Genomic DNA, 23,021 nt, shown 5'->3' with positions numbered 1-23,021 from the left:
TGGTTAGCGCTTGCGGCCGGCGGCGGGCTGGGCGTTCTTGCGGGTGCCGTACTTGGACCGGCCCTGCTTGCGGTTGTTGACCCCGGCGGCATCGAGGGCGCCGCGGACGATGTGGTAGCGGACGCCCGGCAGGTCTTTGACGCGGCCGCCGCGGACGAGGACGACGGAGTGCTCCTGGAGGTTGTGCCCTTCGCCGGGGATGTAGGCCGTGACTTCGATGCCGTTGACGAGGCGCACGCGGGCGACTTTGCGGAGCGCGGAGTTCGGCTTCTTCGGCGTCTGGGTGCGGACCTGGGTGCAGACGCCGCGCTTCTGCGGGTTGCCGCGCCGGGTCGACTTGGTCAGCTTGCCGGTATTGGAGTTGAAGCTGAAGAGCAGGGCAGGCGCGCCCGACTTCTTCGTCTTCTTGGTTCGTCCTTTGCGAACGAGCTGGTTGATGGTCGGCATTCCTGCTTCCCCTGCAATTCAGCATTTGGCGGCGCCCGCGAGGGCACCAAGGACGGGGCCGGGAGGGCCACCTGGAGTTTTGGGCACGAAAACAGGCCGGAAAGCCTGTTCGTGAACAGCGCCCCGCGCTGGTTCCCCATGCGCAGAGCCGTCTTCAAGCACGCAGCTTTACGACCTGTGCAAACTCAGAAGGTTCGCCAGTCAATAAGCGCCAAGGGAGAAGGGTAGCATAGCACGAGGTGCTGTCAACCCGCGGCGCGCGTGCGGGCGATGCGGTGACGGGGCGGGGAGCCCGGCCGGTTTCGCCTTCATTGATGGTATGACAGGCGCACCCAACTGGCTACCGAACCGTCCGGGAACGGTCTCTGGGGGAAGGTGCCAGCGCGGCCGTCATTTGAGGCAGGCGGCCTCCTGACCAAAGGACGCCTGGCGACATTGTCCTCCCCGTCGCACGGGGGCGCTCCGCAAGGGGCGCCCCCACCCCCAAACCACCGGCCCGGCGGAACGGCCGGCGCGCTGCGGGGGCGGTTCCCGTATTGCGGAATGCTGGTAGGATGGGCCGCGGTGGTGGGATAGCCCCCGGGGACAGGAGAGGGCGTGACGCAGGAAGAGTATTCGCAGGTATGCCCGTATCTCGGGCTGGCGGACGATGCGGATTCGCACGCGACGTATGCGACCGAAGCGCACCGCTGCTACCGGCTCGAGACCCCCACGCGGATTGCGCTTCCGCACCAGGAGCGGTATTGCCTTGGCGCGGAGCATGTGACCTGCCCGGTCTACCTTGGCGAGGGAATCCCGGGGCGCCAGGCGCCGGTGGCGGCCCCGCCTCCGCCGGCAGCGACGGTGCCGGGCCCGGCAGGGCAGCAGGGCGCCGGCCGGCGGCCGTTCGGGCAGCCGGCGGCGGGAGCGCCCCGTCCTCCGCGGCGGCCTTCGCCGGGGACGCTGGGACCGCGGCCGCGGCCGGGCGGCATCAGCATGCCGGTGGCGACGGTCGGGCTGTTCGCGCTGGCGATTGTGGTGGTGGTGATTGCATTCGTGATTCAGCAGGTGGTCGGCGACGGCGGCGGGGGGACAATCTCCCCGGCGGACGCGGTGGCCACACGGGATGCGCTCAACCGCACGCAGACGGCGCAGGCCGCAAGCGGGACGCCGACACCGCCGACTCAGCAGCCCGGCACGCAGCCCCCGGGAACGCCGGGTACCCCGCGCACCGGCACGCCGGCGGTGACGCGGACCCCGGGCGCGGGCACGGCGACGCCCGGCGCCGGCGGGCGGACCTACACGGTAGCGCAGGGTGATACCTGCTTCTCGATCGCGCAGGCGAACGGGGTGGCGCTCGCCGACCTGCTGCGGGTGAACAACCTGACCGAGGACGACTGCACGCGGCTGGCGGTGGGGCAGCAGCTGAAGCTTCCGTAGGCCGGCCGCCCGGGCGGGTCAGCTGATGCGGCGGAGGATGGCGAGGGCGCCCTTCTGCCAGGCGACGCGGTGGGTGACGCCGGTGTCGTAGCGGCCGCGATTCTCGATGTACCAGTCCCAGGCGCGGATGAGCGCTTCGGCGTTGGAGTACTTCGGCTGCCAGCCGAGGAGGCGCTTCGCTTTGTCGACTTCGACGTAGGAGTCGCGCCACATGGTGCCGTAGTGCCAGGCCGCGAGCGGCGAGAGCCGGAGCAGTTCGAGGACGCGGAGGGCGAACTCGCCGGGGCGGGCGGGGAGGTGCCAGAGGCGGGAGCCCGAGCCGGCGTGGTCGAAGAGCGCCTGCATGTCTTCGTTGAGCGTCTGGAAGCGGTCGGCGCCGACGTTCATCGTTTCGTTGACGACGTGAGGGAGGGTCGCGGCGCGGACGATGGCGTCGACGAGGTCGGTGACTTCGAGGAGCTGGTAGTGGTTCCTGCCGTTGCCGAGGAGGGGGATGCGGCGGCCCTCAGCGATCCATTCGAAGAGGATTTCGAAGACGCCGAGCCGGCCGGTGCCGAGGAAGGTCTTGGGGCGGATGATGTTCACTTCGAGGCCGCGGGCCTGGTAGTCGCGGCAGAGCTGCTCGCCGATGACCTTGGACGCGCCGTAGTGGCCGAGGGGATGGAGCGGCGAGGTTTCGTCGATCGGGTGGACTTTGGGGACGCCGTAGACGGCGGTAGAGGAGATGAAGACGACGCGGCGGATGCCGGCCTTCAGCGCCTCGTGGAGGACGTAGCGGGTGCCGCGGACGTTGGTGGCATAGATCTTCCGCTTCGAGACCTGGATGGGGAGGGCGGCGGCCGCGTGGATGACGACATCGACGCCCTCGAGGGCGCGGCGGATCGCCTCGCGGTCCTGGACGTCGCCCCGGATGAAGGTGACGCGGTCGGCGATGTCGGCGTCATCGGGCGGGAGCGGGGCGATATCGAAGAGGACCGGGTGGATGCCGTCATCGAGGAGGCGGCGTGCGACGTGGGAGCCGAGGAAGCCGGTGCCGCCGGTGATGAGCCAGCGGGACGGGGCGGAGGGAGTGGTCATGCGGAATCGCTCTGCCTGCGGGGTGTGATGCCCTCAGGGTGCGCTACCGGCGAGGGACGCTCAAGCGGATGGGGGGCTCAGGGGCGCGGTCCGAGAACGACGACCGCGGCGATGAAGGTGCCGGTGCGGGGATCGAAGCCGCCGGCAACGGCCGCGCTGTAGCCATTGAGGTTCGTCCCGGCGCGGATCTCGGCCACTGAGAGGCCGGTTTCGCCCGGGAGGATGCGGAAGCCGGGCGGAAGGCGGACGGCGACGGGGCCGCGGGCGGTTTCGAGGGTGAAGCCATCGGGAGTGGTCGAGCGGATGGTCCCGGTGAGCCGGGTGAGGCCGGGGTGGCCGCCGTTCTTCCCGTCATGGTCCGGGCCTTCGCCGCCGGGAAGCCGTTCGAGCATGAAGGGCCCGCCGTTGCGGTCGGCGATGCGGACGCGGGTGCCGAGCGGGGAGCCGGTCGCGGCGAAGACCTGGCCGAGGGAGCCGGCATCGACATCAACGAGGGCGCGGCGGCCGTCGGGCAGGATGACGATGGCGCGGCCGTCGCGGCCGTCGCGGCCTATGGCGACGAGGGCGAGGGTGCCCTCGGGGACCTGGGGGAGCGCCCGGAGCCGGTCGGCGGGGCGGCCGTCGCCGTTGGGGAGGGCGGCGGCAGCGACGGCGAGCGCCTGGCCGTCGACGGCGATGCGGCCCTTGCGGGCGTCGCGGACGATGCCGGTCACGATGACTGCGGCGCCGGGCGCGGGCGGCGTCTGCTGGGCGACGCCGGCGGCATCGAGGAAGGCGGCGCCTGAGGCTGCGACAGTGACCGGGCCGAGGTCGGGGCTGGAGATGACGACGCGGTCGGGCGCCGATTCGGTGACGACGCCGGAGAGCTGGACGTAGTCATCGACGCCGAGGGCCTGGACTTCCTGGGCGCCCTGGAAGGGACGGGTCGCGAGGAGGGCAACAAGGGCGACAAAGAGCAGCGCGGCCAGCGACCCGGCGAACTGGAGGCGTCGGCCGCCGAACAGCCGGACGACGAACGACGGGCGCGCAGCGACGGTCCGCACCTCGACCGGGGCCGGGCGCTGCGCGGCGAGGTGGCGCTGGAAGCGGGCTCGGGCGGCGGGCATAGCGGCATCGGCCTCGCGGGCGACGGCCTCGCGGACGGCGCGGAGTTCGCCCCGGGCAGCGAGGAGGGCTTCGAGCTCGATACGCTCGGCAGGGTCGGCTTCGGGCGGGATGACGCCGGTTTCGAGGGCGCGCTGGAGGAGGTCGTCGAGGCGGTCAGGCGTCACGATGCACCGCCTCCGCTGAGGTAGTGTTCGCCGCCGAGGGCGCGCTGGAGGGCAGCGAGGGCGCGCCGCTGAAGGTTCTTGACCGCGTCTTCGGAGCGCTCCATGAGGATGGCCGTTTCGGCGACGGACTTATCGAGGATGAAGCGGAGCCGGACCACCTCGCGCTGGTCTTCGGTGAGTTCGGCGAGGGCGCGGGCGAGGTCGCTGCGGAGGTGGACGGCGGGCGCAGGGTCGGCCTCGGCGAGCTGGCCGGCGAGGTCGGCCGCTTCGAGGTCATCGGAAGGCCCGCGGCGGATGCGTTTCTTGATGACGTCGCGTGCGAGGTTGCGGGCGATGGCGAGGAGCCAGGCCTGGATGGGTACGCCGCGGTAGTCGAAGGTGTCGGCGCGGGCATAGGCGGTTTCGAAGACCTGCGCGGCGAGGTCTTCGGCTTCGTGGGGATTGGCGAGGCGGAAGCGGAGGTAGGTGTAGATGGAGCGGTAGTGGCGCTCGAAGAGGGATTCCCAGGCGGCAGGGTCACGCCGGGCAGCGCGGGCTGCCAGTTCAGCGTCATCGGCATGGCCGGCCGGGTGGTCATGGTCGCGTTCCCCGGATTCGCGCACAGCGGGATTCACTGTACGTATGGCCCGGGGAAGGCAAAAGGTGACGCGCCTTTACCGGGGGAAGGGCCGGGTGAGGGCGGGCACCTGCCGGGGTCAGCCGCCGTTGCGGGAGGCGAGGTAGTCCATGGTGGCGCGGTACTGGTCTTCGGTGATGTGGCCGGCCGACATGAGGTAGTTGGCGATCTGCTCGAGCGTGAGGATGGAGACGAGGTTGATGCCGGCGGCCTTGAGCGCCTGGCGGCCCCCTTCCTGGCGGTCGATGAGGGTGACGGCGTCACGGACGACGAGGCCGGCAGACTCAAGGGTCGCAGCGGTCTGGAGGATGGAGCCGCCGCCGGTGATGAGGTCGTCGATGATGAGGCAGCTCTGGCCGCGGACGTAGATCCCCTCGATGACGTCGGCCTTATCGGTTTGGGGCGGGTGGATGTAGATCATGGGGACGTTGGCGAGGAGGGAGAAGGCGGTGGCGACGTGGAGGCCGCCGAAGGGGACGCCGGCGACGAGGGTGAAGGGGTGGACGTGGGGGTTGCGCATCGACATGAGGGCTTCGAGCTCCTCTTTGATGATGCGCGCGCATCGGTTGAGTGCCTTCGGGTTGGAGATGAGCCGGCGGAGGTTGATGTAGATGGGGGAATGGACGGCGGTGCGCCCGAGGGTGAAATCGCCGAATTCGATGGCATCGAGTTTCCAGAGTTCTTCGGCGAGCCAGAGGTTGCCTGGCGCTTTGGAGGATTTGCTCAAGGGGCACCCCGGGGAAGCTGGGAGGAGCGGCCGCGAATGTGCACGCTATGTAAGGCTCTTTTTTCGTTCGTACAGGGTTATGTGTCAAGTTGCGAACGCGGGTGCGGCGGGCGGTTGACGGGGTTGGGCGGTTCGCTGCCGGCCAGGACCGCGAGGATGTTGGCCGCGGCCATCTCTGCCATGCGTGCCCGGGTGGCGCGGCTGGCGCTGCCGATGTGCGGTGTGATGATGACGTTCGGGAAGCTGTAGAGGGGGTGGCTGAGGGGGAGGGGCTCGGGGTCGGTGACATCGAGGGCGGCGCCGCCGAGGCTGCCGCTGCGGAGGGCTTCGACGAGGGCGTCCTGGTCGACGATGCCGCCGCGCGCGGTGTTGACGAGGATGGCGCCGGGTTTCATGGCGGCGAAGGCCGCGGGGCCGAGGAGGTGCCGGGTCTGGGGCGTGAGCGGCGTGTGGAGCGAGACGAAATCGGAATCGGCCAGGAGGCTGTGGAGGTCGCGAAATTCAAGGCCCAAGTCAGCTTCGAGGGCGGGCTTGCGGGTGCGGGAGTGGTAGAGGATGCGCATGCGGAAGCCGCGGGCGCGGCGGGCGACGGCCTCGCCGATTTCGCCGAGCCCGACAATGCCGAGGGTGGCGCCGAAGAGGTCGGTGCCGAGGAATGCCGTGGGCGACCAGGTCTTCCAGCCGCCGGCGCGGGTGTCGCGGTCGGCTTCGACGACGCGGCGGGCGGCGGCGAGGAGGAGGGCGAAGGCGAGGTCGGCGGTCGTCTCGGCGAGGACGCCGGGGGTGTTCGTGACCCACACGCCGGCTTCGGCCGCGGCGGCAGGGTCGATGTTGTCGTAGCCGACGGCCATGTTGGCGACGATGCGGAGGCGGGGCGCCGCGGCAAGCATGGCGGGGGTCATGCGGTCGACGACCATGGTCATGACGGCGTCGCTGCGGGCCAGGGCTGCCGCGAGCGCTTCCGGAGGGGGCGGGAGTTCGCCGGGCCAGACTTCGACGGTGTGGCCGGCGGCTTCGAGCTGCGCGACGGCGTTGCCGGGGATTGCCCGGGTAATGAAGACGTGGCCCATAGCCGACAAGTTTGGCGTGGTGACAGCGGGAACGCGAGCCGGGGTGTAGGCTTCGCGCGACCCTGACCATGGGAGGCGCAGATATGACGACGACGAGCGAACCGCGGCATGTTTCGCCGACGGAATCGGTGCTGCAGAGCGTGATTGCGGCGGCCGACCGGCTGCGGACGCCGCCGGAGGTGGTGGACCTGCTGCGGACGTCGTGGCGGGAGGTTCGGGCGCAGGTTCCGGTGCGGATGGACGACCGGACGCTGCGGATTTTCGAAGGGTACCGGGTGCAGCACAACGGCGCCCGCGGGCCGTACAAGGGGGGCGTGCGGTTTCACCCGAAGGCCGACCTGGACGAGGTGCGGGCGCTGGCGATGCTGATGACGTACAAGTGCGCGCTGATGGACCTGCCGTTCGGGGGCGCCAAGGGCGGGGTGATGTGCGACCCGACGCACATGAGCGAAACGGAGCTGAACCGGCTGACCCGGACGTACACCCAGCACATCGGGATGGTGCTCGGGGTGAACCGGGATATCCCTGCGCCGGACATGGGCACGAACCAGCAGACGATGGCGTGGATGATGGATGCCTACGGGGCGCGGTACGGCTATACCCCGGGGATTGTGACGGGGAAGCCGGTCGAGCTGGGGGGCAGCTACGGGCGCGACCAGGCGACGGGGCGCGGCGTGGCGATCTGCATGCGGGAGCTGGCCCGGATGGAGCGGGTGGCGCCGCAGGATATCCGGGTGGCGATCCAGGGGTACGGCAATGTCGGCAGTTGGACGGCGCGGATCGCGAGCGAGATGGGCTTCCGGGTGATTGCGGTGAGCGACGTGAAGGGGGGCATCTGGAACCCGGACGGGATCGATATCGCGGCGCTCGACCGGTGGTTTGCGGTGGCCGGGAGCGTGGCGGGATTCGAGCCGGCGGAGCCGATTACCAACGAAGCGTTGCTCGAGCTCGACTGCGACTACCTCGTGCCGGCGGCGATCGGCGAGGTGATTACGGAGGAGAACGCGGCGCGGGTGAAGGCGCGGGTGGTGGTGGAGGCGGCGAACCACCCGGTGACGCCGGCGGGGGACGCCATCCTGCGGGCGAAGAAGGTGCTGGTGCTGCCGGACATCCTGGCAAATGCGGGGGGCGTGACCGTCTCGTACTTCGAGTGGACGCAGAACATCCAGCAGTTCCGCTGGCCGCTCGAGCGGGTGCTGGATGAGCTCGAGAAGCGGATGGTGGCGACCTTCGACGAGCTGATGACGCGGGCTGCGAGGGACGGCACCCAGCCGCGGGAGGCGGCGTTCGACATCGGACTGGAGCGGGTTGCGCGGGCGATCCAGCTTCGGGGGTTCGTCTAGCGGGCCTTGCGCACGGGTGTAGGATTGCGGGTGGTGATGGCTGCGCACCGGCGGGCATACGCCGGGGCGAAGGAGGTGATCGGGTGACCTCGATGGCGAACCCCGAAACCGGCGGAGGCACGCACCCCGGCTATCCCCTGACTCGCGAGCAGCTCCTGGAGATGTACCGCTTCATGGTGCTCGCACGGCGGCTTGATGAGCGGATGATGACGCTCCAGCGGCAGGGCCTGGCGGCGTTCGTGATTGCCGGGGCAGGGCAGGAGGCAGCCCAGGTTGGAGCGGCGATGGCGCTCAGGCCCGGCATCGACCATGTGGCGCCATACTACCGGGACCTCGCGGTGAACCTCGTCTTCGGGATGACCGCCCGCGAGGCGATGCTGAACGCCCTGGGCAAGCGGGACGACCCGAACAGTCACGGGCGGCAGATGCCGGCCCACTGGGGCAACCGGAGCCGCAGGATCGTGACGCAATCGAGCGTGGTGGCGACGCAGCTGCTGCACGCGGCGGGCATCGCGCTCGGTGCACGGCTCCGGGGCGAGGAGCTGGTCGTCTTCGCGTCGTGCGGCGAGGGGAGTACGAGCCGGGGCGACTTTCATGAGGCGCTGAATTTCGCATCAATCCACCGGCTGCCCGTGATTTTCTTCGTGGAGAACAACGGGTATGCGATCTCGGAGCGGACCGAGAAGGAGATGGCCGTGGAGCATGTGGCCGACCGGGCGCGGGGGTACGGGATGCACGGGGCGGTGGTGGACGGGATGGACGCTGTGGCGGTGTACCAGACGGTGAAGGCGGCAGCGGACCAGACGCGGCGTGGCGGCGGCCCCCACCTGATTGAGGCGAAGTGCTACCGGCTCTGGCCCCATTCGAGCGACGATGACGACACGCGGTACCGGCCGCGGGCGGAACTGGAGGAGTGGTCGAAAAAGGACCCGATCCTGGTGATGCGGGGCCGCCTGCTGGAAGACGGCGCTGCGACCGAGGCGCAACTCGCGGAGCTCGAAACCTCGGTCCAGGAGGAGGTGCGGGAGGCCGCGCAGTGGGCCCTGCAGCAGCCCGACCCGGCGCCTGAGGATGCGCTGGGGTTCGTCTTCAAGGAGGCGGACTGATGGCGGAGATGACAGTGCTGGAAGCCGTGCGGACGACGCTTGCCGAGGCGATGGAGCGGGACGACCGGGTCCTCATCCTGGGCGAGGACGTGGAGGCTGGCGGGGTATTCAGGGCGACGGACGGGCTGGCCGGGCGGTTTCCCGGGCGGGTGATCGACACGCCGCTGGCGGAGTCGTCGATCATCGGCGTGAGCATCGGGCTGGCGCATTACGGGATGCGGCCGGTGGCCGAGATCCAGTTTGCGGATTTCATCCACGCGGGGTTCGACCAGCTGTGCAGCGAGGCGTCGCGGTGGTGTTACCGGACGTGCGGCGACGCGTGGCTGCCGATGGTGGTACGGGCGCCCTGGGGCGGCGGGGTGCACGGCGGGCAGCACCATTCCCAGAGCATCGAGGCGTTTTACGGGCACATCCCCGGCATCAAGGTGGTGGTGCCGAGCTTCCCGGCCGATTACCGGTCGTTGCTCCGGGCGGCGATCGAGGACCCGAACCCGGTGCTGTTCCTCGAGCATAAGCGAACCTACCGGCTGATCCGGCAGGAGGTGGACGGCGCGCCGGCAGAGACGCGGATCGGGCGCTCACGGATCGCGCGGCGCGGGGAAGATGTGACCATCATCGCCTGGGGGCTCATGCTCCATGAGGCCCTGGCGGCGGCCGAGCAGCTCGCGGCAGAAGGCGTGGAGTGCACGGTGGTTGACCTGCTCTCGGTGCAACCCCTCGACCGGGAGACGATCTGCGAGGCGGCAAAGGCGACGGGGAAGGTGCTCATCGTGCACGAAGACACGCTGACCGGGGGATTCGGGGCGGAGATTGCCGCGACAATTGCGGAGGAGGCGTTCGAGTACCTGGACGCTCCGATCCGCCGGCTGTGCGGGCCGGACATCCCGTCGATGCCGTACCACCCGGCGATGGAGCACTTCTTCATGCCGGACCGGGAGCGGATTGCGGCTGCGGCCCGCGAGCTGGCTGCGTACTGAGGGGGCAGCGGCCGATACCTGGAAGGAGGGCACCATGACGGTCGTGACGATGCCACAGCTCGGTGAGAGCGTGACCGAGGGGACGATCATTGCGTGGAAGAAGGCCGAGGGCGACCTCGTCGAACTCGACGAACCGATCTGTGAAATCGAGACCGAGAAGGTGACCGCGGAGCTTCCTTCGCCGGTCGCAGGACGGCTTGTGCGGATCCTTGTCCCCCAGGGCGAGACCGTGGCTGTCGGGGCGCCGCTCTGCGAGATCGAGGAGGCCGGCGTGCCGGCCGGCCGCCCGGCGGCGGATGCTCCGGCCTCTGCCGCAGCCGGGGCCCCGGCGGGGGAGGCGGGAGCGGCGGCCGGCACAGGCGCCCCGTCGCGGCGGCGATTCTACTCGCCGGCGGTCCAGCGGCTTGCCGAGCTGCATGGCATCGACCTTTCGCAGGTGCAGGGAACCGGGCTGGGGGGCCGGGTCACGCGGAAGGATGTGGAGGCGTTCGCGGCGCGGCAGGCGCAGGGCGCAAAGGCAGCGCCCACCGCGGCGCCCGCACCGCCAGTTGCGGCTGCCGGGGCGGGGCCAGCGCCGGGCGGGCCGCTCACCGGGGTGCGGCGGACGATTGCGGAGAACCTCGAGCGGTCCAGCCGGGAGATCCCGCAGGCGTGGACGATGGTGGAGGTCGAGATGACGGCGCTCCTCGCCCGGCGGGATGCCCTGCAGCAGCGGATTGCGGGCCGCAAGGTGACCGCCCTGCCGCTGTTCATCGCTGCGGTGTGCAGCGCGCTCCGGGAGCACCCGGTGCTGAATGCGCGGTTCGAACAGGGGGAGCTGCGGGTCTCGCGGGAGCTCAATATCGGCGTGGCGGTCGCGACGGACTGGGGGCTGGTGGTCCCGGTCATCAAGGACGCCGCCAGCCTGAGCATCGAGGGGCTCGCGGCGCGACTGGACGATCTCGTGACGCGGGCGCGGGAGCGGCGACTGAGCGTGGGGGACGTGGAAGGCGGGACCTTCACGGTGAACAATACCGGGGCGTTTGGTTCGATCGCTTCGAAGCCGCTCGTGAACCCGCCGCAGGTGGCGATCGTAACGCTGGAGCGGATCGTGCGGCGGCCGGTGGTGACAGGCGAGGACGCGATTGCAGTTCGGCCTGTGGCGAATGTGTGCCTCAGCTTCGACCACCGGGTGATGGACGGCCTCGACGCCGGGCGGTTCCTCGCGACCCTGAAGGCGCGGATCGAAGCGGGGACGTTCGGCTGACCCGCCCGGGCGGGGTGACAGGTGGCGGGGGCGGCCCGTATGCGGTTAGGATGCGGTGAATGATTTCGGCGTGGGCTGCCCGGACGTTCAAGGCGCTCAGGTACCGGCACTACCGCGTGCTCTGGATCGGGACGTCGCTGGCGTTTCTCGCTTTCATGATGTCGTCGGTGGTGCAGGCGGTTGTTGCGTTCGAGCTGACCGGGCGGAACGGGGCGGTTGGGTTCGTGTCGCTGGGGATGGGGCTGGCGACGATTGTGGTTTCGCCGTTCGGAGGTGTGACTGCGGACCGGCTGCCGAAGCGGCGGCTGCTGTTCATCGGGCAGTCGATTATCGGGCTGAATTTCGCGGCCGTCGGCCTGCTGATCGTGTTCGACCTGATCACGATTCCGCTGCTGGCGCTTTCGACGCTGGTGATGGGGACGGTGTTTTCGTTCATCGGGCCGGCGCGGCAGGCGTGGATCGGGGAGCTGCTGCCGCCGCACGACCTGCCGAACGGGATTGCGCTGCAGCAGGTTGGGATGACGCTGACGCGGGTGATCGGGCCGTTCGTGGCGGCGGGCCTGATCGGCATCTCGTTCGTGGGGACTGGCGGGACCTACCTGTTCATGGCGGGGCTGTTCATCTTCGTGGTGCTGACGCTTTCGATGCTGCCGCCGTCGCGCGCGGTGGCGCGGGGCGGGCGGTCGTTCCGGGACGACATGGTGCTGGGGGTGCGGCACATCCGGGAGCGGCCGCGGCTGATGCTGGCCGTGGTGACGTTCATCGGCGTGATCATGGCGGGGTTTTCGTACTTCGTGGTGCTGCCCGGGTTTCTCGAAAATGCGCTGGGCCGGCCGCCGAAGGACATGGCGCTGCTGATGGCGGCCGGGGCGGCGAGCGGCTTTGCGGTCTCCATCGCGGTGGCGGGTGCGGCGAGCTCCCGACACGCGTGGTCCTTGATGGCGGCTGGCGGGGCGGTGCTGGGGCTTTCGCTGCTGGTGCTGGCGGCTGCGCCGAGCTTCGGTGTGGCGGTGCTGGCGATGCTGGCGATCGGCGCGGGGACCGGAGCGTTCCAGGTGCTGAACAACGCGATCGTGATGCGGGAGGCGGAGCCGGCCTACCACGGGCGGGTGATGTCGCTGACGATGCTGGCGTGGGGCGTCAACGGACTGGCGGCGTACCCGTTCGGGGCGCTGGCGGACCGGATTGGGGAGCGGGAGACGCTCGTGGTGATGGCGGCCGGGGTGCTGGTCATCGTGGCGGGGGCGTGGGCCGCGTCGCTGCCGCTGCGGGGTGCCGCCGCCGAGCCGGCGCTACCGCGGCCGCTGGGCGGCGACTAAGCTTGTGGCGAACGACGGAAAGGAGTCGCCATGGGACGCGAAGAGATTGCCGCGCTGATCGCCATCCTCGAGCGGGCGCGCGAAGAAGGGCCGGGGAGCCCGGTCATCGGCGCGTGGAAGATCCATTTCGATAAGAAGCGCGGGGCGTTCGTGTTCGACAAGTGTGAGAACGAGGGGTACTGCGAGGAGCGGCCGGCGGTGATCGCGCTGAACGGCGAGGTGCTCGATCCGGGGGGTCCGCTGTTCGGCTGAGGCGCCCCCTGGCGCGGAGCAGGAGGACCGCCGCCGCGACGCCGAGGGCGGCCCCGGCGGCATCGGCGAGAACGTCGAGGAGCGAGGCATCGCGGCGGGGTACGAACGCCTGGTGGAGTTCGTCGGAGATGCCGTAGGCGACGGACAGGAGCCAGGCGGCGGCAACGATTCGGGCGGTGAGCTGCCCGCGCCAGCGCACGAGGAGGTTGAGGGCAAGGAAACCGAAGACGGCGTACTCGGCGACGTGGGCGAGGGTCGAGCGGAGGTCGGTGGCGCGCGGACCGGGCGGGTTGGGGAAGCTCGACAGTGCGAAGATGAGGGCCGCCCAGGCGAGCAGGGCGACGAGCCAGGGCCGCGCGCCTGCGCCGGTCATGGGGAGGCGGGCGGGAGCGCTGCGACGACGGCTTCGAGCCGGGCGCGGCTGGTGATGCCGCGGGCGATGCGGAGGAACTCTCCGATGTCGTTGGTGCGCTGCCAGAGGGTTTCGACGAGCGGGCCGATGGGGTTGGAGGACTGGGGGCTATCGGCGTAGGTGCCGTAGAAGGCGAAGTACGCCTGGTTGATTTTGCGGATCGGGATGCCGTTTTCGGCGAGGTAGCGGCGCTTCTGCTCCATGAGCTGTTCGGCCTCGGCGATGCGGCCCTGGGCGAGGAGGTCGTCGACGGCGAGCCGGAGGGCGCGCATTTCGGCGTTGAAGTCGAACTCGGGATTGCGGCCGGAAGGGGGGCCGGAGCCGTCCTCGCCGGGCGGGAAGTCGATTGGATAGCGCAGCATTACAAGGCGGGCGAGTTCGCGGCCGGCGATTGAGGCGACGGTTTCGTTCAGGACTTCGGCGTCGCCGCCTTTGCCCCATTGCTGACCGAGGGGGTAGAAGGCGAGGTAGAGGTGGACCCACTCGTGGGCGGCGGTTTCGAGGACGGCGGCGTAGGAGCGGTCGTCGCGGACGATGGCGGGATAGGCTGCGAGGCCGCCGAGTGAGACGACGAGGGAGACGGTTTCGGGGGTATCGGCCCGGGCCTCAATGCGTTCGATCTCGGCAAGGGTGAGGCCCGGCTGGAGGAGGGTATCGCTGAGGCGCTCGATGCGGGCGCGCGGGGAGCGGACGAGGAGCCGCGGTGGGCTGGTCAGCTCGAAGGCGACGGGCGGCCAGGTGAGTTCGATGTCCCGGAAGAGTGGGAGCGGCCGCTGGAGACCGGCCGTCGTGACCACTTCCGTGAGGGCGGAGGTGATGAACCGCTCGACGTCGTTTTCGTAGCTGGCACGTTCGTTCTCGAGGGTTTCGACCAGGCGGGGGTCGGGCTGTTCTTTGGCAAGCTCCTCCCGCAGCCGGGAGGTGAGGGCGAAGTACTGGCGGACGGCGTCTTGGTTGCGGGCAGCTGCGGGCCTGGGGCCGATGCCGGCGATGCGGGCGAGGGCGGGGACGAAGGTCTCGGCCTGCCAGCGCCAGAGGTGGTAGCGCTCATCGGCGAAGTCGCCCCGGGGGGCGAAGGCGGCGACACCGGCGCCGAGCACGATGCCGGCCACGCCGGCGAGGATGAAGAGGAGCAGCCAGGTGCGCGGCCGCCAGGGCTCGAGGCGGACGGGCGGGCCGGCGGCGGGGGCTGCTGCCATGCGCACACTGTAGCGCGGGTGCGGGGACAGGGCGGGGCAAGGACGGAGGCTACCGCTTTACCGGCGCCGTCGTAGACTGGCAGGGATGAGCGCAGATGCTGCGATGGGCTCGCGCAGCGCCGGCGGAGGAAACCGGCCGGCGTTCCGGCTGCACTATGCGTCGTTCGAGTCGCGGGTGGCAGCCGGCGCGCTGGACGTACTCGTGCTGTTTATTATTGCGTCGCTGTTCGTGACGGCGGGTTCGCTGATCGTGCTTATCTCGTCGGATTTCGAACGGGTGGAGCCGTCATCGACGGCGCTGTCGGCGTTCTGGGTGTGCGTGGCGCTCATCCCGGTGGCTTTCCTCCTCTATTTCTTCATCGGGCTGGCGTGGAAGGGGCAGACGGTCGGGGCGGCGGTCATGCAGCTGATGGTTGTGCGGTCGGACGGGCGGCCGCTGGGCGTGCTGGGGGCGATGGCGCGGGTGATCGGCCTGCTGGCGTACGTGCTGCTTGCCGGGATCGGCATCGTAGGCGCGTATGCGCTGCGCGAATCGACCGTTGCAGCGGGGGCGGTGCTGGCCGCGGCCCTGGTTCTTGCGGCGCTGGGGATCCTCTGGGCGGCCTTTGACCGGCACCGGCGGACGCTGCACGACCGGCTGGCCGGGACGATCGTGGTGCGGCTGGTGTGAGCACCGGCGACACGTTCGGGGAGGGTTCGGCCGAGCTTTCGCCCCGCGAGCGGGTTTTTGCGCGGGTCGGCGGGACGGGAGAGGGCCGGCGGTCGCTGGTGGCGGTGCTGCTGGCGCTGGCGGCGTTCGGGATGACGCTCAGCACCAGCGCGTGGCAGGTGACGGCGGAGTCAACGGCGGTGCCGATGCTGCGGGCAGCCGTCGCGAGCCTGACGGATATCGACGCGTTCATTGCGGAGCATGGCGCGGAGCTGCGCGAGGAGGCGGCGCGGACTGAAGGACCGCTCGAGCCGGAGGGTTATGCGCTGCCGATTGTGCTCGAAGCGCGCGAGGTTCGAACAGCCACGGACGTGGAGCTGCGGACGATGCTGCTCGACCGGTCGGCAGCGCTGGTGTACGCGGAAGGGCTGGGGGCGTTCGACCGGACCGGGGACCAGCGCGTCGACCGGCTCTCGATGATGGGGCTGCTGGAGCTGGGCGCCGGGCAGCTTTCGGGTTCGCTGCACGCGCGGGCGGGGCTGGCAGCCGGAGTGCTGGCGGTCGCGACGGCGCTGCTGGCGGCGCTGCTGGCGAGCCTGGGCGACGGGTGGAGCCGGATGCGGGCGCCGGCCGCAGCGATCGCTCTCGGGGGCGTGGGGGCGGCGGCGCTCAGCCTGGCCTGCTGGGCCCTGGCCGGGCAGGTCGGCGGGAGCGACCCGTTCGTGGCAGACCTGCGGACCATCGCGCAGGCGGGCTTTTCGGCGGGGACGCGCAACGGGGCGATTGTGACGGCAGCAGGGCTGGCGGTCGTGGCGGCATCGTGGGCGCTGGAGTTCGGCGAGCGGCGGGCGTTGGGGGAGGCGGAAGCTAGTGAGACGGACGGGCTCCCGGCAGCGTGCCTCGACGAGGAGCGGGACGCCGGGTAGCGGCGGATTTTGCGGGCGAGGGCCCGAACGGCCAGAATGCGGGGGCACCTGTCGTGGAGGAGACCCCGTGGAATTTTGTCGCTACGAGAAGAAGGGCCATGTCGTGACGATCACGATTACGCGGCCCGAAGTGATGAACGCACTGCACCCGCCCGCGAGCCGGGAGCTGGACGCGGCGTGGGACCAGTTCGCCGCGGATGACGATGCATGGGTGGCCGTGCTGACCGGGGAGGGCGACCGCGCCTTCTCGGCCGGGAACGACCTGAAGTACACGGCGGAGATGTCGCGGCTGCCGAAGGAGCAGCGGCCAGACCTGTCGTGGCCGAAGGGCGGGTTCGGCGGGATTACGAACCGGTTCGACCTGTTCAAACCGATCATCGCGCGGGTGAACGGCTTCGCGCTCGGCGGCGGGCTGGAGATGGCGCTGGCGTGCGACATCATCGTGGCTGCCGAGCACGCGGAACTTGGCCTGCCGGAGCCGCGGCGGGGGCTGATCGCGGGGGCGCTCGGTGTGCACCGGCTGCCGCGGCAGATCCCGCTGAAGATTGCGATGGGCTACATGCTTACGGGGCGGCACATTCCCGCACGGCGGGCCGCTGAGCTGGGGCTGGTGAACGAGGTCGTGCCGCTGCACGAGCTGGACGGGGCGGTCGAGCGGTGGGTGGAGGACATCCTCCGGTGCGCGCCGCTCTCGGTCCGGGCGACGAAGGAGGCGGCAATGCGGGGGCTGCACCTGAGCCTCGAGGAGGCGGCAGCGCAGCGGTACGAGTGGGAGATGCGGCGCCGGACGAGCGAGGATGCGCTGGAAGGGCCGCGGGCGTTCGCAGAGAAGCGGGCGCCGGAGTGGAAGGGGCGGTAGCCCGGCTCAGGCAGGGTAGCGGGCGGCGAAGTCGGCGTCGCCGAGGCGGGCGCCGAAGCGCCGCTCGCTGACCGCGAGCTCCATGCGGGTGAGCTGGGCGAGGCCCTTGCGCGTGTCGCTGGCGACGCGGGCGCGGTCCTGCGACCTGAGGCGGCGCTTGAAGAGCCAGTAGGTGAACGCCTTCCAGTCGCCCAGGGAGACATCGCCGCTGATGAGGACTCCGGTCTCTTCGTAATGGAGGGCGAGGAGCTCTTCGCGGGATTTGCCGTAGATCCGCTGGTACATGGTTTCGTCGACGCGCTGGTCGAAGCCCCAGGCGCGGCTGCGGATCTCTTTGTGGATCTCCTCTTCAACGGAGAGCTGGAGCGCTTCTTCGACGAGGACGCCGTAGAGGTAGTTAAGGTGGGCGGAGTACTTGGCGGGGCCGATGCGGCGGGCGAACTCCTCGTCGTCGATGTCGATGTCGGCAGGCCAGCGGTTCTGCCAAAGGAGGGCATCCCGTTCGGCTTCGGGAACGAGGTCGGCAGCATCGTCGAGGAGGCGTTCGGCGAGGAGGAGCCAGTCGAAGGCTTCGCCGGCGATGAGGTAGCGGTAGCGGCGGCCGCGGACGACCTCCTCGGGGAGGCGCCAGCGGGCGACGGCATCGAGGAGGGCCTCGAACCAGTGCTGGCCGCCGAGGATGGCCTGCCGCATGCGGAGGAGGATTTCGTCCGGCGCCGGGAGGCGCGCCTCTTCGATGTCACCTTCGAGGACCGGGATGGTGCCGCCGGAAGTGGACATATGGGGAGATGGTAGCACGGGGCAGCGGCAGGCCCGAGGTCAGGCGCCGCGCCAGATTTTGCGGCGGTCCCAGCAGCGGGCGCAGACGGATGCGGGGCGCTCGACGGTGACCCAGCCCTCGCGGAAGGGGTACATCCGCTCGCGGACGTGGAGGGCGCAGAAGTGACCGCGGCAGAGGGAGCACTCGTGGGCGGGGTGGGGGACGCAGCCTTCGACGCCGCAGAGGCCGGCATGGTTCCGGGCGAGCACACCGCGGCGGTACTCCTGGTAGGCGACGAGGTCATCGCGCTTGGCCCGGCAGCGGGCGGAGGTGCAGACGGCTTCGTGGCCTTCGAGGACGTAGGTATGCCGGGCGCAGAAGGGTTTCCCGCAGTAGACGCAGGTTTCTTCGGCGGGGTCGTTGCAGCGGGAGAAGCGGCCACCAAGCCGGCAGCGCTGGCCGACGAGCATGCCCATCACCGCACGGGAGAGGTAGACCCATGGTGCGGCGGGCGCGGGCGGCCGGTCAACCGGGGAGCCAGAGGCAGGCGCCGGGACCTTCAGCGACGGAGTAGCGTGCGGCAACCCGCCAGGATGCGGTCTCGAAGACGGTAATGCGGCTCTCGGCGTTGGAAACCACGGCGAGGTAGGCGCCGGAGGGGGAGCGGCAGAGCCCATCGGGACGGGCCGGCACCTCGAGCCGGCGGAGGACGGCGCGGCGCTCGACATCGACGATGGCGACCTGACCGGCCTCCTGGAGGGCGACAGCGAGGGTACGCGCGTCGAGCGGGAGGATGCGGACCGGTCCGCCGCCGAGGGGAATGTCGGCGATCGGCTCGAGGGAGAGCGGGCGGACGAGGTGGAGGGTGCCGTCGAGGTAGGAGGCGGCGGCGACCAGCGCGGGGAGGGCGGCAATCGCCTCGGGCAGGCGGCCGACGGGGACCGCGACGCCGCCGGAGGGGCGGACGGCCTCGAGGCGGTCGTCGCGGGCGGCGGCGACGTGGGGCACACCGTCGGCGAGAGCGACGACGTGGGGCGCGGCGCCGGTCGGCCAGCGGCCAATTTCGGAGAGCGAGGCGGCGTCGTACGCGACGACGGAATCGGCGGTGTCGAGGGTGATGTAGAGGACGCTCTGGCCGGGGTCGAATGCGATGCCGTGGGGCTGGCCGGGCAGCTGGACGAGGCGGAGCAGACCCGGGGCGTGGTAATCGATTTCGGCGAGGAGGCCCGCGCGGGGGAGCGTGGCGTACAGGCGGCCGCCGGCTTCGACCAGCTCATGCGGCGCAGCGGGCAGGGCCAGGGTCCGGGACGTGCCGTCGGAGAGGCTGCGGAGTTCGAGCAGGTCGGAGCGAAGGCTGGCGACGACGAGGGTGCCTTCGGCGGGCGGGGGAGGGACAGCGCGCTGGGCCTGGCGGGAGAACGCAAGAATCGCCAGGAGCATCACCGGGAGGACGGCGAGACTGGCGAAACGGTTGAAGCGGCCGGCAGCGGTGTGGTTCATGGCGGGGAGGCGGCCGGGGGCGGGGAGCAGGGCCGCCCCCGGCCGGAGCGAGGATTAGCGGATGATGTTGACGAGGTCCTGGAGCATCTGGTCGCCGGCGGTGATGACGCGGGAGGAGGACTGGAAGCCGCGCTGGGCGAGGATGACGCTGGTGAACTGCTGGGCGAGGTCGACGTTGGAGGATTCGAGGGTGCCGGTGGAGACGGAGCCGCGGCCGTTGGTGTTGGGCTGGCCGATGATCGGCTCGCCGGAGTTGGCGCTGGGGGACCAGAGGTTCTGGCCCTGCCGCTGGAGACCGCCGGGGTTGGTGAAGGAAGCGAGGGCGAGCTGGCCGATGACCTGGTTGGCGCCGTTGGAGTAGATGCCGGTGATTTCGCCGGTGGAGCCGACGGCGAAGGAGACGAGGGCGCCAGCAGGGGCGCCGTCCTGGCTGGAGACGTTGAGCTGGCTGGCGCCGGCGAACTGGGTAAGGGAGGAGAAGTCGATATCGAAGGCAAGCGGTGTCGCCGCGCCGCTGGGAAGGGTGGCGAGCGAGAAGTTCAGGATCCCGTTGGCCGGGGTCTGGATGGCGCCGGTGGAGTTGTTGAAGACGATCTGGCCGGGAGTGGGCGTCACCTGCTGGTCGGGCGTGCTGGTGTTGCCGTCGTGGTCGTAGAAGGCGTAGACGTCCCAAGTGTTGGCGGCCGAGTTCTTGCGGAACTCGAGCTTGAGGGTGATGGCGTTGCCGAGGGAGTCGTAGACGGTGAGGGTGGAGCCGACAAGGCCGGTGGCCGGAGGGCCGGCGTTGTAGGTGGGAGTGCCGGCGTCGAGGTTGCCGGCCATCACGACCTCGCTGGTGGCGCGGGCGCTGATGCGGGTGCCGAAGGGGATGGAGAGGGGGACGAGGGGCCCTTCGACGTCGATGGCGCCGGAGGCGTCGGCGCGCCAGCCCATGACCTTGAGGCCGGTGACGGGGTTGACGAGGTTGCCGGCGACGTCGATATCGAAGGCGCCGTCGCGGGTGTAGTAGTTGCGGGTGCCGTCGGAGACCACGAAGAAGCCGTCGCCCTGGATGGCGAAGTCGGTGAGCTTGCCGGTGCTCTGGAGGGAGCCCTGGGTCATGATGTTGTCGATGCCGCCGAGCTGCATGCCCAGGCCGACCTGGGCGGGGTTCATGCCGCCGCGGCCGCCCTGAGGGCTGCTGGCGCCGCGGATGGTCTGGCCGAGGATGTCCTGGAAGGTGACGCGGGAGGACTTGAAGGCGATGGTGTTGACGTTGGCGATGTTATTGCCGACGACGTCCATGAAGGCCATGTGGTTCTTCATACCGGAGATTGCGGAGAAGAGTGCTCGCATCATGGTGGGTACTCGATCCTTTCTGTGCCGTTTGGGGTGAGGTGGCGGTGCGGATCGGGCCTCCGACGAGCGGACCGGCCCGGTGCTGCTAGGCGATGACGACGGAATCGATGTTCGTGAAGACGTGCTCCTTTCCGCTGGCGGTGTCGAGGGCGGTCACCACGGTACGACCGGGGACATCGACGATGACGGCGAGGTTGTCGAGCATGACGACGGTGCTGCGCGCGCCCTTGCCGGCAGCGCGGTCGATCGCGGATTCGAGGCGCTGGAGTTTCGGCGCATCGAGGGCGAGTTCGCGGCGCTCGATGCGCTTCGCGGCGTGGTTGGAGAGCGCGACGCGGGTGGTGGCGCGCTGGAGGAGGTCGGCGAAGGCGGGGCCGCCTGGCGCCGCGGCGGCGGGGGCCGGCGCGGCGGGGCGGGGGAGGCCGGCGGGGCCGATGGGGGCGGTGCGGTCAATCATGGCTGCTGCACCTGAGTGACGGTGAAGAGGTCGAGGACCTTCCCGCCGATGTAGAGGAAGGGGACGCCGGAGCTGTCCATAACGACCTTTTCAACGACACCGGTGACCTCGTTGCCGGCGTTGGGGAGGTCGGCGGCAGCCGCGACGACGCGCTCGTCTTCGTTGACGGCGACGCGTTCGAGCGAGGTGAGCTTCGCGAAGGGGCGCCCGTACTTTTCGCGGGCGACGAGGTCGCGGGTGATGGCGATGGCATCGACCTGGCGGCCGGTGACGGTTTTGCCGATGAGGCCGGCGGCGCTGGTCAGTTCGGCGAGGCCCTGGACGGCCTTGATGCCGGAGGCGACGGCGCGCATCTGGTTGAGGGCTTCGAACTGGGCCATCTGCGCCATCCAGTCGGAGTCTTTCTGGGGCTCGAGCGGGTTCTGGTTGCGCATCTGAGCGATGATGAGCTTCATGAAGTCGACCTGGCCGAGCTCGTTGCTGGGGGCGCCCTTCGCGGGCGTGTAGGTCGCGTTCTTGAGGCCGGTGACGGGGTCGATCTGCAGGCCAGCCATGTGTTTCGAGCCTCCTAGACGCGGTAGAGGAGCGAGCCGTCGGGGTTGTAGGCAGCGCGCAGGCGGTGGTGGCGGGCGGCGGCGGCCGGGTCCTCGATGCCGAGCAGGGCAGCGAACTCGCCCCTGGCGGGCGGCTGCTGGCGGGGTCGGGCCTCTTCCCAGCCGCCGCTACCGCCCTGGCGGGCGCCGAGGCCGACGCTGAGGCCGTTGAGGGTCATGCCGCGCTGGCCGAGGAGCGAGGAGAGGTCGGCGGCGGCATCGCGGAGGAGCGCCACGGCTTCGGGGGTCTCGGCGTGGATATCGAGGTGGACAGCCTCGTGGCGCGCGTGGAGGCGGATGGTGATTTCGCCGAGCCCGGCGGGCTCGAGGCGGATGCGGGCCTCGCCGCCGCCGTCCTCGACGCGTTCGATGACGGCGGTCGCGACGGCCTCGAGGTTGGTGATGGCGGGCGGCGCAGGAGGCGGGGGGTCCGCGGGCGCGGGCGGCGCCGCACCCTGGCCGGAGGACGTTTCGCGGAGCTGGCCGACCGCGGAGCCGGCGGCAGCGTGGGCGATGGCCGGTTCGGCGGCGCGCGGCAGGGGGCGGTCGGCCGGGCGGCGGTCCTCGCGGACGGCGATGCCGGGGGGGAGGGCCGTTTCGGATCCTGGAGCGGCGTTCCCGACGGTGCGGACCACGCCTTCGGAGGATTCGGCGGTGAGGTCGGCCGGGGGTTCGGCAGCCGGCCGGGGCGCCGCCGGTTCAGCGGCAGGAGGGTCGGCGCCGGCTGCGGCGGATGCTTCAACGGCGGGCGCCACCGGGCCGGCGGGCAGGTCGGCGGTCGGTGCAGCCGAGGCGGGGCCGGCGGTTTCGGGCACAGCGGAGTCGGCCGGGAGCTCGCTGTCCGCGGCGGCTGCGAAGTCCGGCGCGGCGCCGGCAGCTGAGTCGGCGGGGGGCGCGGCATCGCCGGAGGGTGCCGGGGCCGGGAGGACGGGTGCGGGGACCAGGGCGAGAGCGACGGCGCCCAGGGGGTCGGTCCCCGGGCTGCGGCGCTGCGGCGGCAGGGGGAGGGAGGGCCCGGCAGGGGCATCGGCGGCGCTCTCCCCGGCGATGGCCGCAAGGAGCGCGCCGAAGAGGTCGCCGGCGGCTACCGGGCCGGGGCCGCCAGCCTGGGCGGAGCCGGCGAGGTCGAGCGGTGCGGGCTGGAGTTCGACGACGAGTCCCATCAGATTTGCATCCGGAAGACTTCCTGGTAGGCCTCGACGGCCTTGTTGCGGACCTGGGTGGCGAGGGAGATCGCCAGGCTTTCGGTTTCGACGGCGAGCATGACGTCGTGGAGTTCGACGTCCTGGCCCGCTGCGAGGGCGTTGACCTTCGCGTCGGCGTTGTCGCTGACGGCCTGGAGCTGGCCGAGCGCGCGTCCGAGAAGGTCAGCGAACCCGGCTGCGGGTGCAGCCGCCGTGGCTCCAGTCTGTGCGAGGGGACGCTGGCTCTGAATCGGTGCGATGTCCACGGGACCCT

The 23,021-nt window shown here is 70.7% G+C and carries 25 protein-coding genes and 1 pseudogene; 10 read left to right on the top strand and 16 right to left on the bottom strand.

Annotated features, from left to right (window positions below):
- Positions 1–3 precede the first annotated feature (3 nt).
- A complete protein-coding gene (gene rpsL / locus Tbon_RS09360) occupies positions 4–447 on the bottom strand; it encodes a 30S ribosomal protein S12 (protein ID WP_158067458.1) in 444 nt (147 codons plus the stop codon).
- A 597-nt stretch (positions 448–1,044) separates the two neighbouring features.
- Here rpsL and Tbon_RS14240 point away from each other — a divergent pair.
- On the top strand, positions 1,045–1,866 hold the full coding sequence (locus Tbon_RS14240; RefSeq protein ID WP_225734591.1) for a LysM peptidoglycan-binding domain-containing protein: 822 nt from the start codon (positions 1,045–1,047) through the stop codon (positions 1,864–1,866).
- Between the two features lie 18 nt (positions 1,867–1,884).
- Here the strand turns inward: Tbon_RS14240 and Tbon_RS09350 are convergent, their stop codons facing one another.
- The 5 genes from Tbon_RS09350 to Tbon_RS09330 all read right to left on the bottom strand — a co-directional run bounded on the left by Tbon_RS09350 (position 1,885) and on the right by Tbon_RS09330 (position 6,627).
- On the bottom strand, positions 1,885–2,943 hold the full coding sequence (locus tag Tbon_RS09350; protein WP_158067457.1) for an NAD-dependent epimerase/dehydratase family protein: 1,059 nt from the start codon (positions 2,941–2,943) through the stop codon (positions 1,885–1,887).
- Positions 2,944–3,020: 77 nt separating this feature from the next.
- A complete protein-coding gene (locus Tbon_RS09345; RefSeq protein ID WP_158067456.1) occupies positions 3,021–4,214 on the bottom strand; it encodes a serine/threonine-protein kinase in 1,194 nt (397 codons plus the stop codon).
- Positions 4,211–4,816, bottom strand: coding sequence for an RNA polymerase sigma factor (locus Tbon_RS09340; protein WP_192497877.1), 606 nt, complete (start codon positions 4,814–4,816; stop codon positions 4,211–4,213). Before Tbon_RS09340 ends, Tbon_RS09345 begins: the two co-directional genes overlap by 4 nt.
- A 93-nt stretch (positions 4,817–4,909) precedes the next feature.
- Positions 4,910–5,557 (bottom strand): orotate phosphoribosyltransferase, encoded by a 648-nt coding sequence (locus Tbon_RS09335; RefSeq protein WP_158067454.1) that lies wholly within the window; start codon positions 5,555–5,557, stop codon positions 4,910–4,912.
- 77 nt (positions 5,558–5,634) lie between these two features.
- Entirely contained in the window at positions 5,635–6,627 is a 993-nt protein-coding gene (locus tag Tbon_RS09330; RefSeq protein ID WP_158067453.1) for a 2-hydroxyacid dehydrogenase, read from the bottom strand.
- Positions 6,628–6,710: 83 nt separating this feature from the next.
- On the opposite strand from Tbon_RS09330, the gene Tbon_RS09325 reads away from it, so the two are divergent.
- The 6 genes from Tbon_RS09325 (at position 6,711) to Tbon_RS14235 (ending at position 12,870) form a co-directional block, all read left to right on the top strand.
- On the top strand, positions 6,711–7,970 hold the full coding sequence (locus Tbon_RS09325) for a Glu/Leu/Phe/Val family dehydrogenase (RefSeq protein WP_192497876.1): 1,260 nt from the start codon (positions 6,711–6,713) through the stop codon (positions 7,968–7,970).
- Positions 7,971–8,062: 92 nt separating this feature from the next.
- On the top strand, positions 8,063–9,076 hold the full coding sequence (locus tag Tbon_RS09320; protein WP_158068280.1) for a thiamine pyrophosphate-dependent dehydrogenase E1 component subunit alpha: 1,014 nt from the start codon (positions 8,063–8,065) through the stop codon (positions 9,074–9,076).
- A complete protein-coding gene (locus tag Tbon_RS09315; protein ID WP_158067451.1) occupies positions 9,076–10,053 on the top strand; it encodes an alpha-ketoacid dehydrogenase subunit beta in 978 nt (325 codons plus the stop codon). The genes Tbon_RS09320 and Tbon_RS09315 overlap by 1 nt, the downstream gene beginning before the upstream one ends.
- A gap of 49 nt (positions 10,054–10,102) precedes the next feature.
- Positions 10,103–11,299, top strand: coding sequence for a dihydrolipoamide acetyltransferase family protein (locus tag Tbon_RS09310; RefSeq protein ID WP_263970100.1), 1,197 nt, complete (start codon positions 10,103–10,105; stop codon positions 11,297–11,299).
- A gap of 59 nt (positions 11,300–11,358) precedes the next feature.
- The gene (locus Tbon_RS09305) at positions 11,359–12,618 is read left to right on the top strand and encodes an MFS transporter (RefSeq protein ID WP_158067449.1); all 1,260 of its coding nucleotides are present in this window, start codon (positions 11,359–11,361) and stop codon (positions 12,616–12,618) included.
- A gap of 30 nt (positions 12,619–12,648) precedes the next feature.
- The gene (locus Tbon_RS14235; RefSeq protein ID WP_225734770.1) at positions 12,649–12,870 is read left to right on the top strand and encodes a hypothetical protein; all 222 of its coding nucleotides are present in this window, start codon (positions 12,649–12,651) and stop codon (positions 12,868–12,870) included.
- A gap of 31 nt (positions 12,871–12,901) precedes the next feature.
- On the opposite strand, the pseudogene Tbon_RS14505 reads toward Tbon_RS14235, so the two are convergent.
- Together Tbon_RS14505 and Tbon_RS09295 are read right to left on the bottom strand one after the other, a co-directional pair.
- A pseudogene (locus tag Tbon_RS14505) lies at positions 12,902–13,243 on the bottom strand (VanZ family protein); the annotation flags it as partial.
- Positions 13,240–14,481 (bottom strand): hypothetical protein, encoded by a 1,242-nt coding sequence (locus Tbon_RS09295; RefSeq protein WP_158067447.1) that lies wholly within the window; start codon positions 14,479–14,481, stop codon positions 13,240–13,242. The pseudogene Tbon_RS14505 and the gene Tbon_RS09295, both read right to left, overlap by 4 nt.
- 85 nt (positions 14,482–14,566) lie before the next feature.
- Here Tbon_RS09295 and Tbon_RS09290 point away from each other — a divergent pair, with 85 nt between their 5' ends.
- From Tbon_RS09290 to Tbon_RS09280, 3 genes are all read left to right on the top strand, one after another.
- Positions 14,567–15,151: an RDD family protein gene (locus Tbon_RS09290; RefSeq protein WP_158067446.1), complete on the top strand. Its 585-nt coding sequence runs from the start codon at positions 14,567–14,569 to the stop codon at positions 15,149–15,151.
- Positions 15,148–16,056, top strand: coding sequence for a hypothetical protein (locus tag Tbon_RS09285; protein WP_158067445.1), 909 nt, complete (start codon positions 15,148–15,150; stop codon positions 16,054–16,056). The genes Tbon_RS09290 and Tbon_RS09285 overlap by 4 nt, the downstream gene beginning before the upstream one ends.
- 67 nt (positions 16,057–16,123) lie before the next feature.
- On the top strand, positions 16,124–16,915 hold the full coding sequence (locus tag Tbon_RS09280) for an enoyl-CoA hydratase-related protein (protein ID WP_158067444.1): 792 nt from the start codon (positions 16,124–16,126) through the stop codon (positions 16,913–16,915).
- A gap of 6 nt (positions 16,916–16,921) precedes the next feature.
- Here Tbon_RS09280 and Tbon_RS09275 read toward each other — a convergent pair whose 3' ends face one another.
- From Tbon_RS09275 to fliE, 8 genes are all read right to left on the bottom strand, one after another.
- Positions 16,922–17,695: a hypothetical protein gene (locus Tbon_RS09275; protein ID WP_158067443.1), complete on the bottom strand. Its 774-nt coding sequence runs from the start codon at positions 17,693–17,695 to the stop codon at positions 16,922–16,924.
- Between the two features lie 39 nt (positions 17,696–17,734).
- Entirely contained in the window at positions 17,735–18,151 is a 417-nt protein-coding gene (locus Tbon_RS09270) for a hypothetical protein (RefSeq protein WP_158067442.1), read from the bottom strand.
- Between the two features lie 49 nt (positions 18,152–18,200).
- Positions 18,201–19,175, bottom strand: a complete 975-nt coding sequence (locus tag Tbon_RS09265) for a YncE family protein (protein ID WP_158067441.1) — start codon at positions 19,173–19,175, stop codon at positions 18,201–18,203.
- 54 nt (positions 19,176–19,229) lie between these two features.
- On the bottom strand, positions 19,230–20,513 hold the full coding sequence (locus Tbon_RS09260; RefSeq protein ID WP_158067440.1) for a flagellar hook protein FlgE: 1,284 nt from the start codon (positions 20,511–20,513) through the stop codon (positions 19,230–19,232).
- Positions 20,514–20,598: 85 nt separating this feature from the next.
- Positions 20,599–20,970, bottom strand: a complete 372-nt coding sequence (locus Tbon_RS09255; protein ID WP_158067439.1) for a TIGR02530 family flagellar biosynthesis protein — start codon at positions 20,968–20,970, stop codon at positions 20,599–20,601.
- Positions 20,967–21,524 (bottom strand): flagellar hook capping FlgD N-terminal domain-containing protein, encoded by a 558-nt coding sequence (locus Tbon_RS09250; RefSeq protein ID WP_158067438.1) that lies wholly within the window; start codon positions 21,522–21,524, stop codon positions 20,967–20,969. Before Tbon_RS09250 ends, Tbon_RS09255 begins: the two co-directional genes overlap by 4 nt.
- A gap of 14 nt (positions 21,525–21,538) precedes the next feature.
- Entirely contained in the window at positions 21,539–22,726 is a 1,188-nt protein-coding gene (locus Tbon_RS09245; protein WP_158067437.1) for a flagellar hook-length control protein FliK, read from the bottom strand.
- The gene (gene fliE, locus Tbon_RS09240; protein ID WP_158067436.1) at positions 22,726–23,013 is read right to left on the bottom strand and encodes a flagellar hook-basal body complex protein FliE; all 288 of its coding nucleotides are present in this window, start codon (positions 23,011–23,013) and stop codon (positions 22,726–22,728) included. The genes Tbon_RS09245 and fliE overlap by 1 nt, the downstream gene beginning before the upstream one ends.
- Positions 23,014–23,021 lie beyond the last annotated feature (8 nt).

This window comes from Tepidiforma bonchosmolovskayae (assembly GCF_008838325.1).
Taxonomy (GTDB): Bacteria; Chloroflexota; Dehalococcoidia; order Tepidiformales; family Tepidiformaceae; genus Tepidiforma; species Tepidiforma bonchosmolovskayae.
This window is presented reverse-complemented; position numbering and strand designations above follow the sequence as displayed.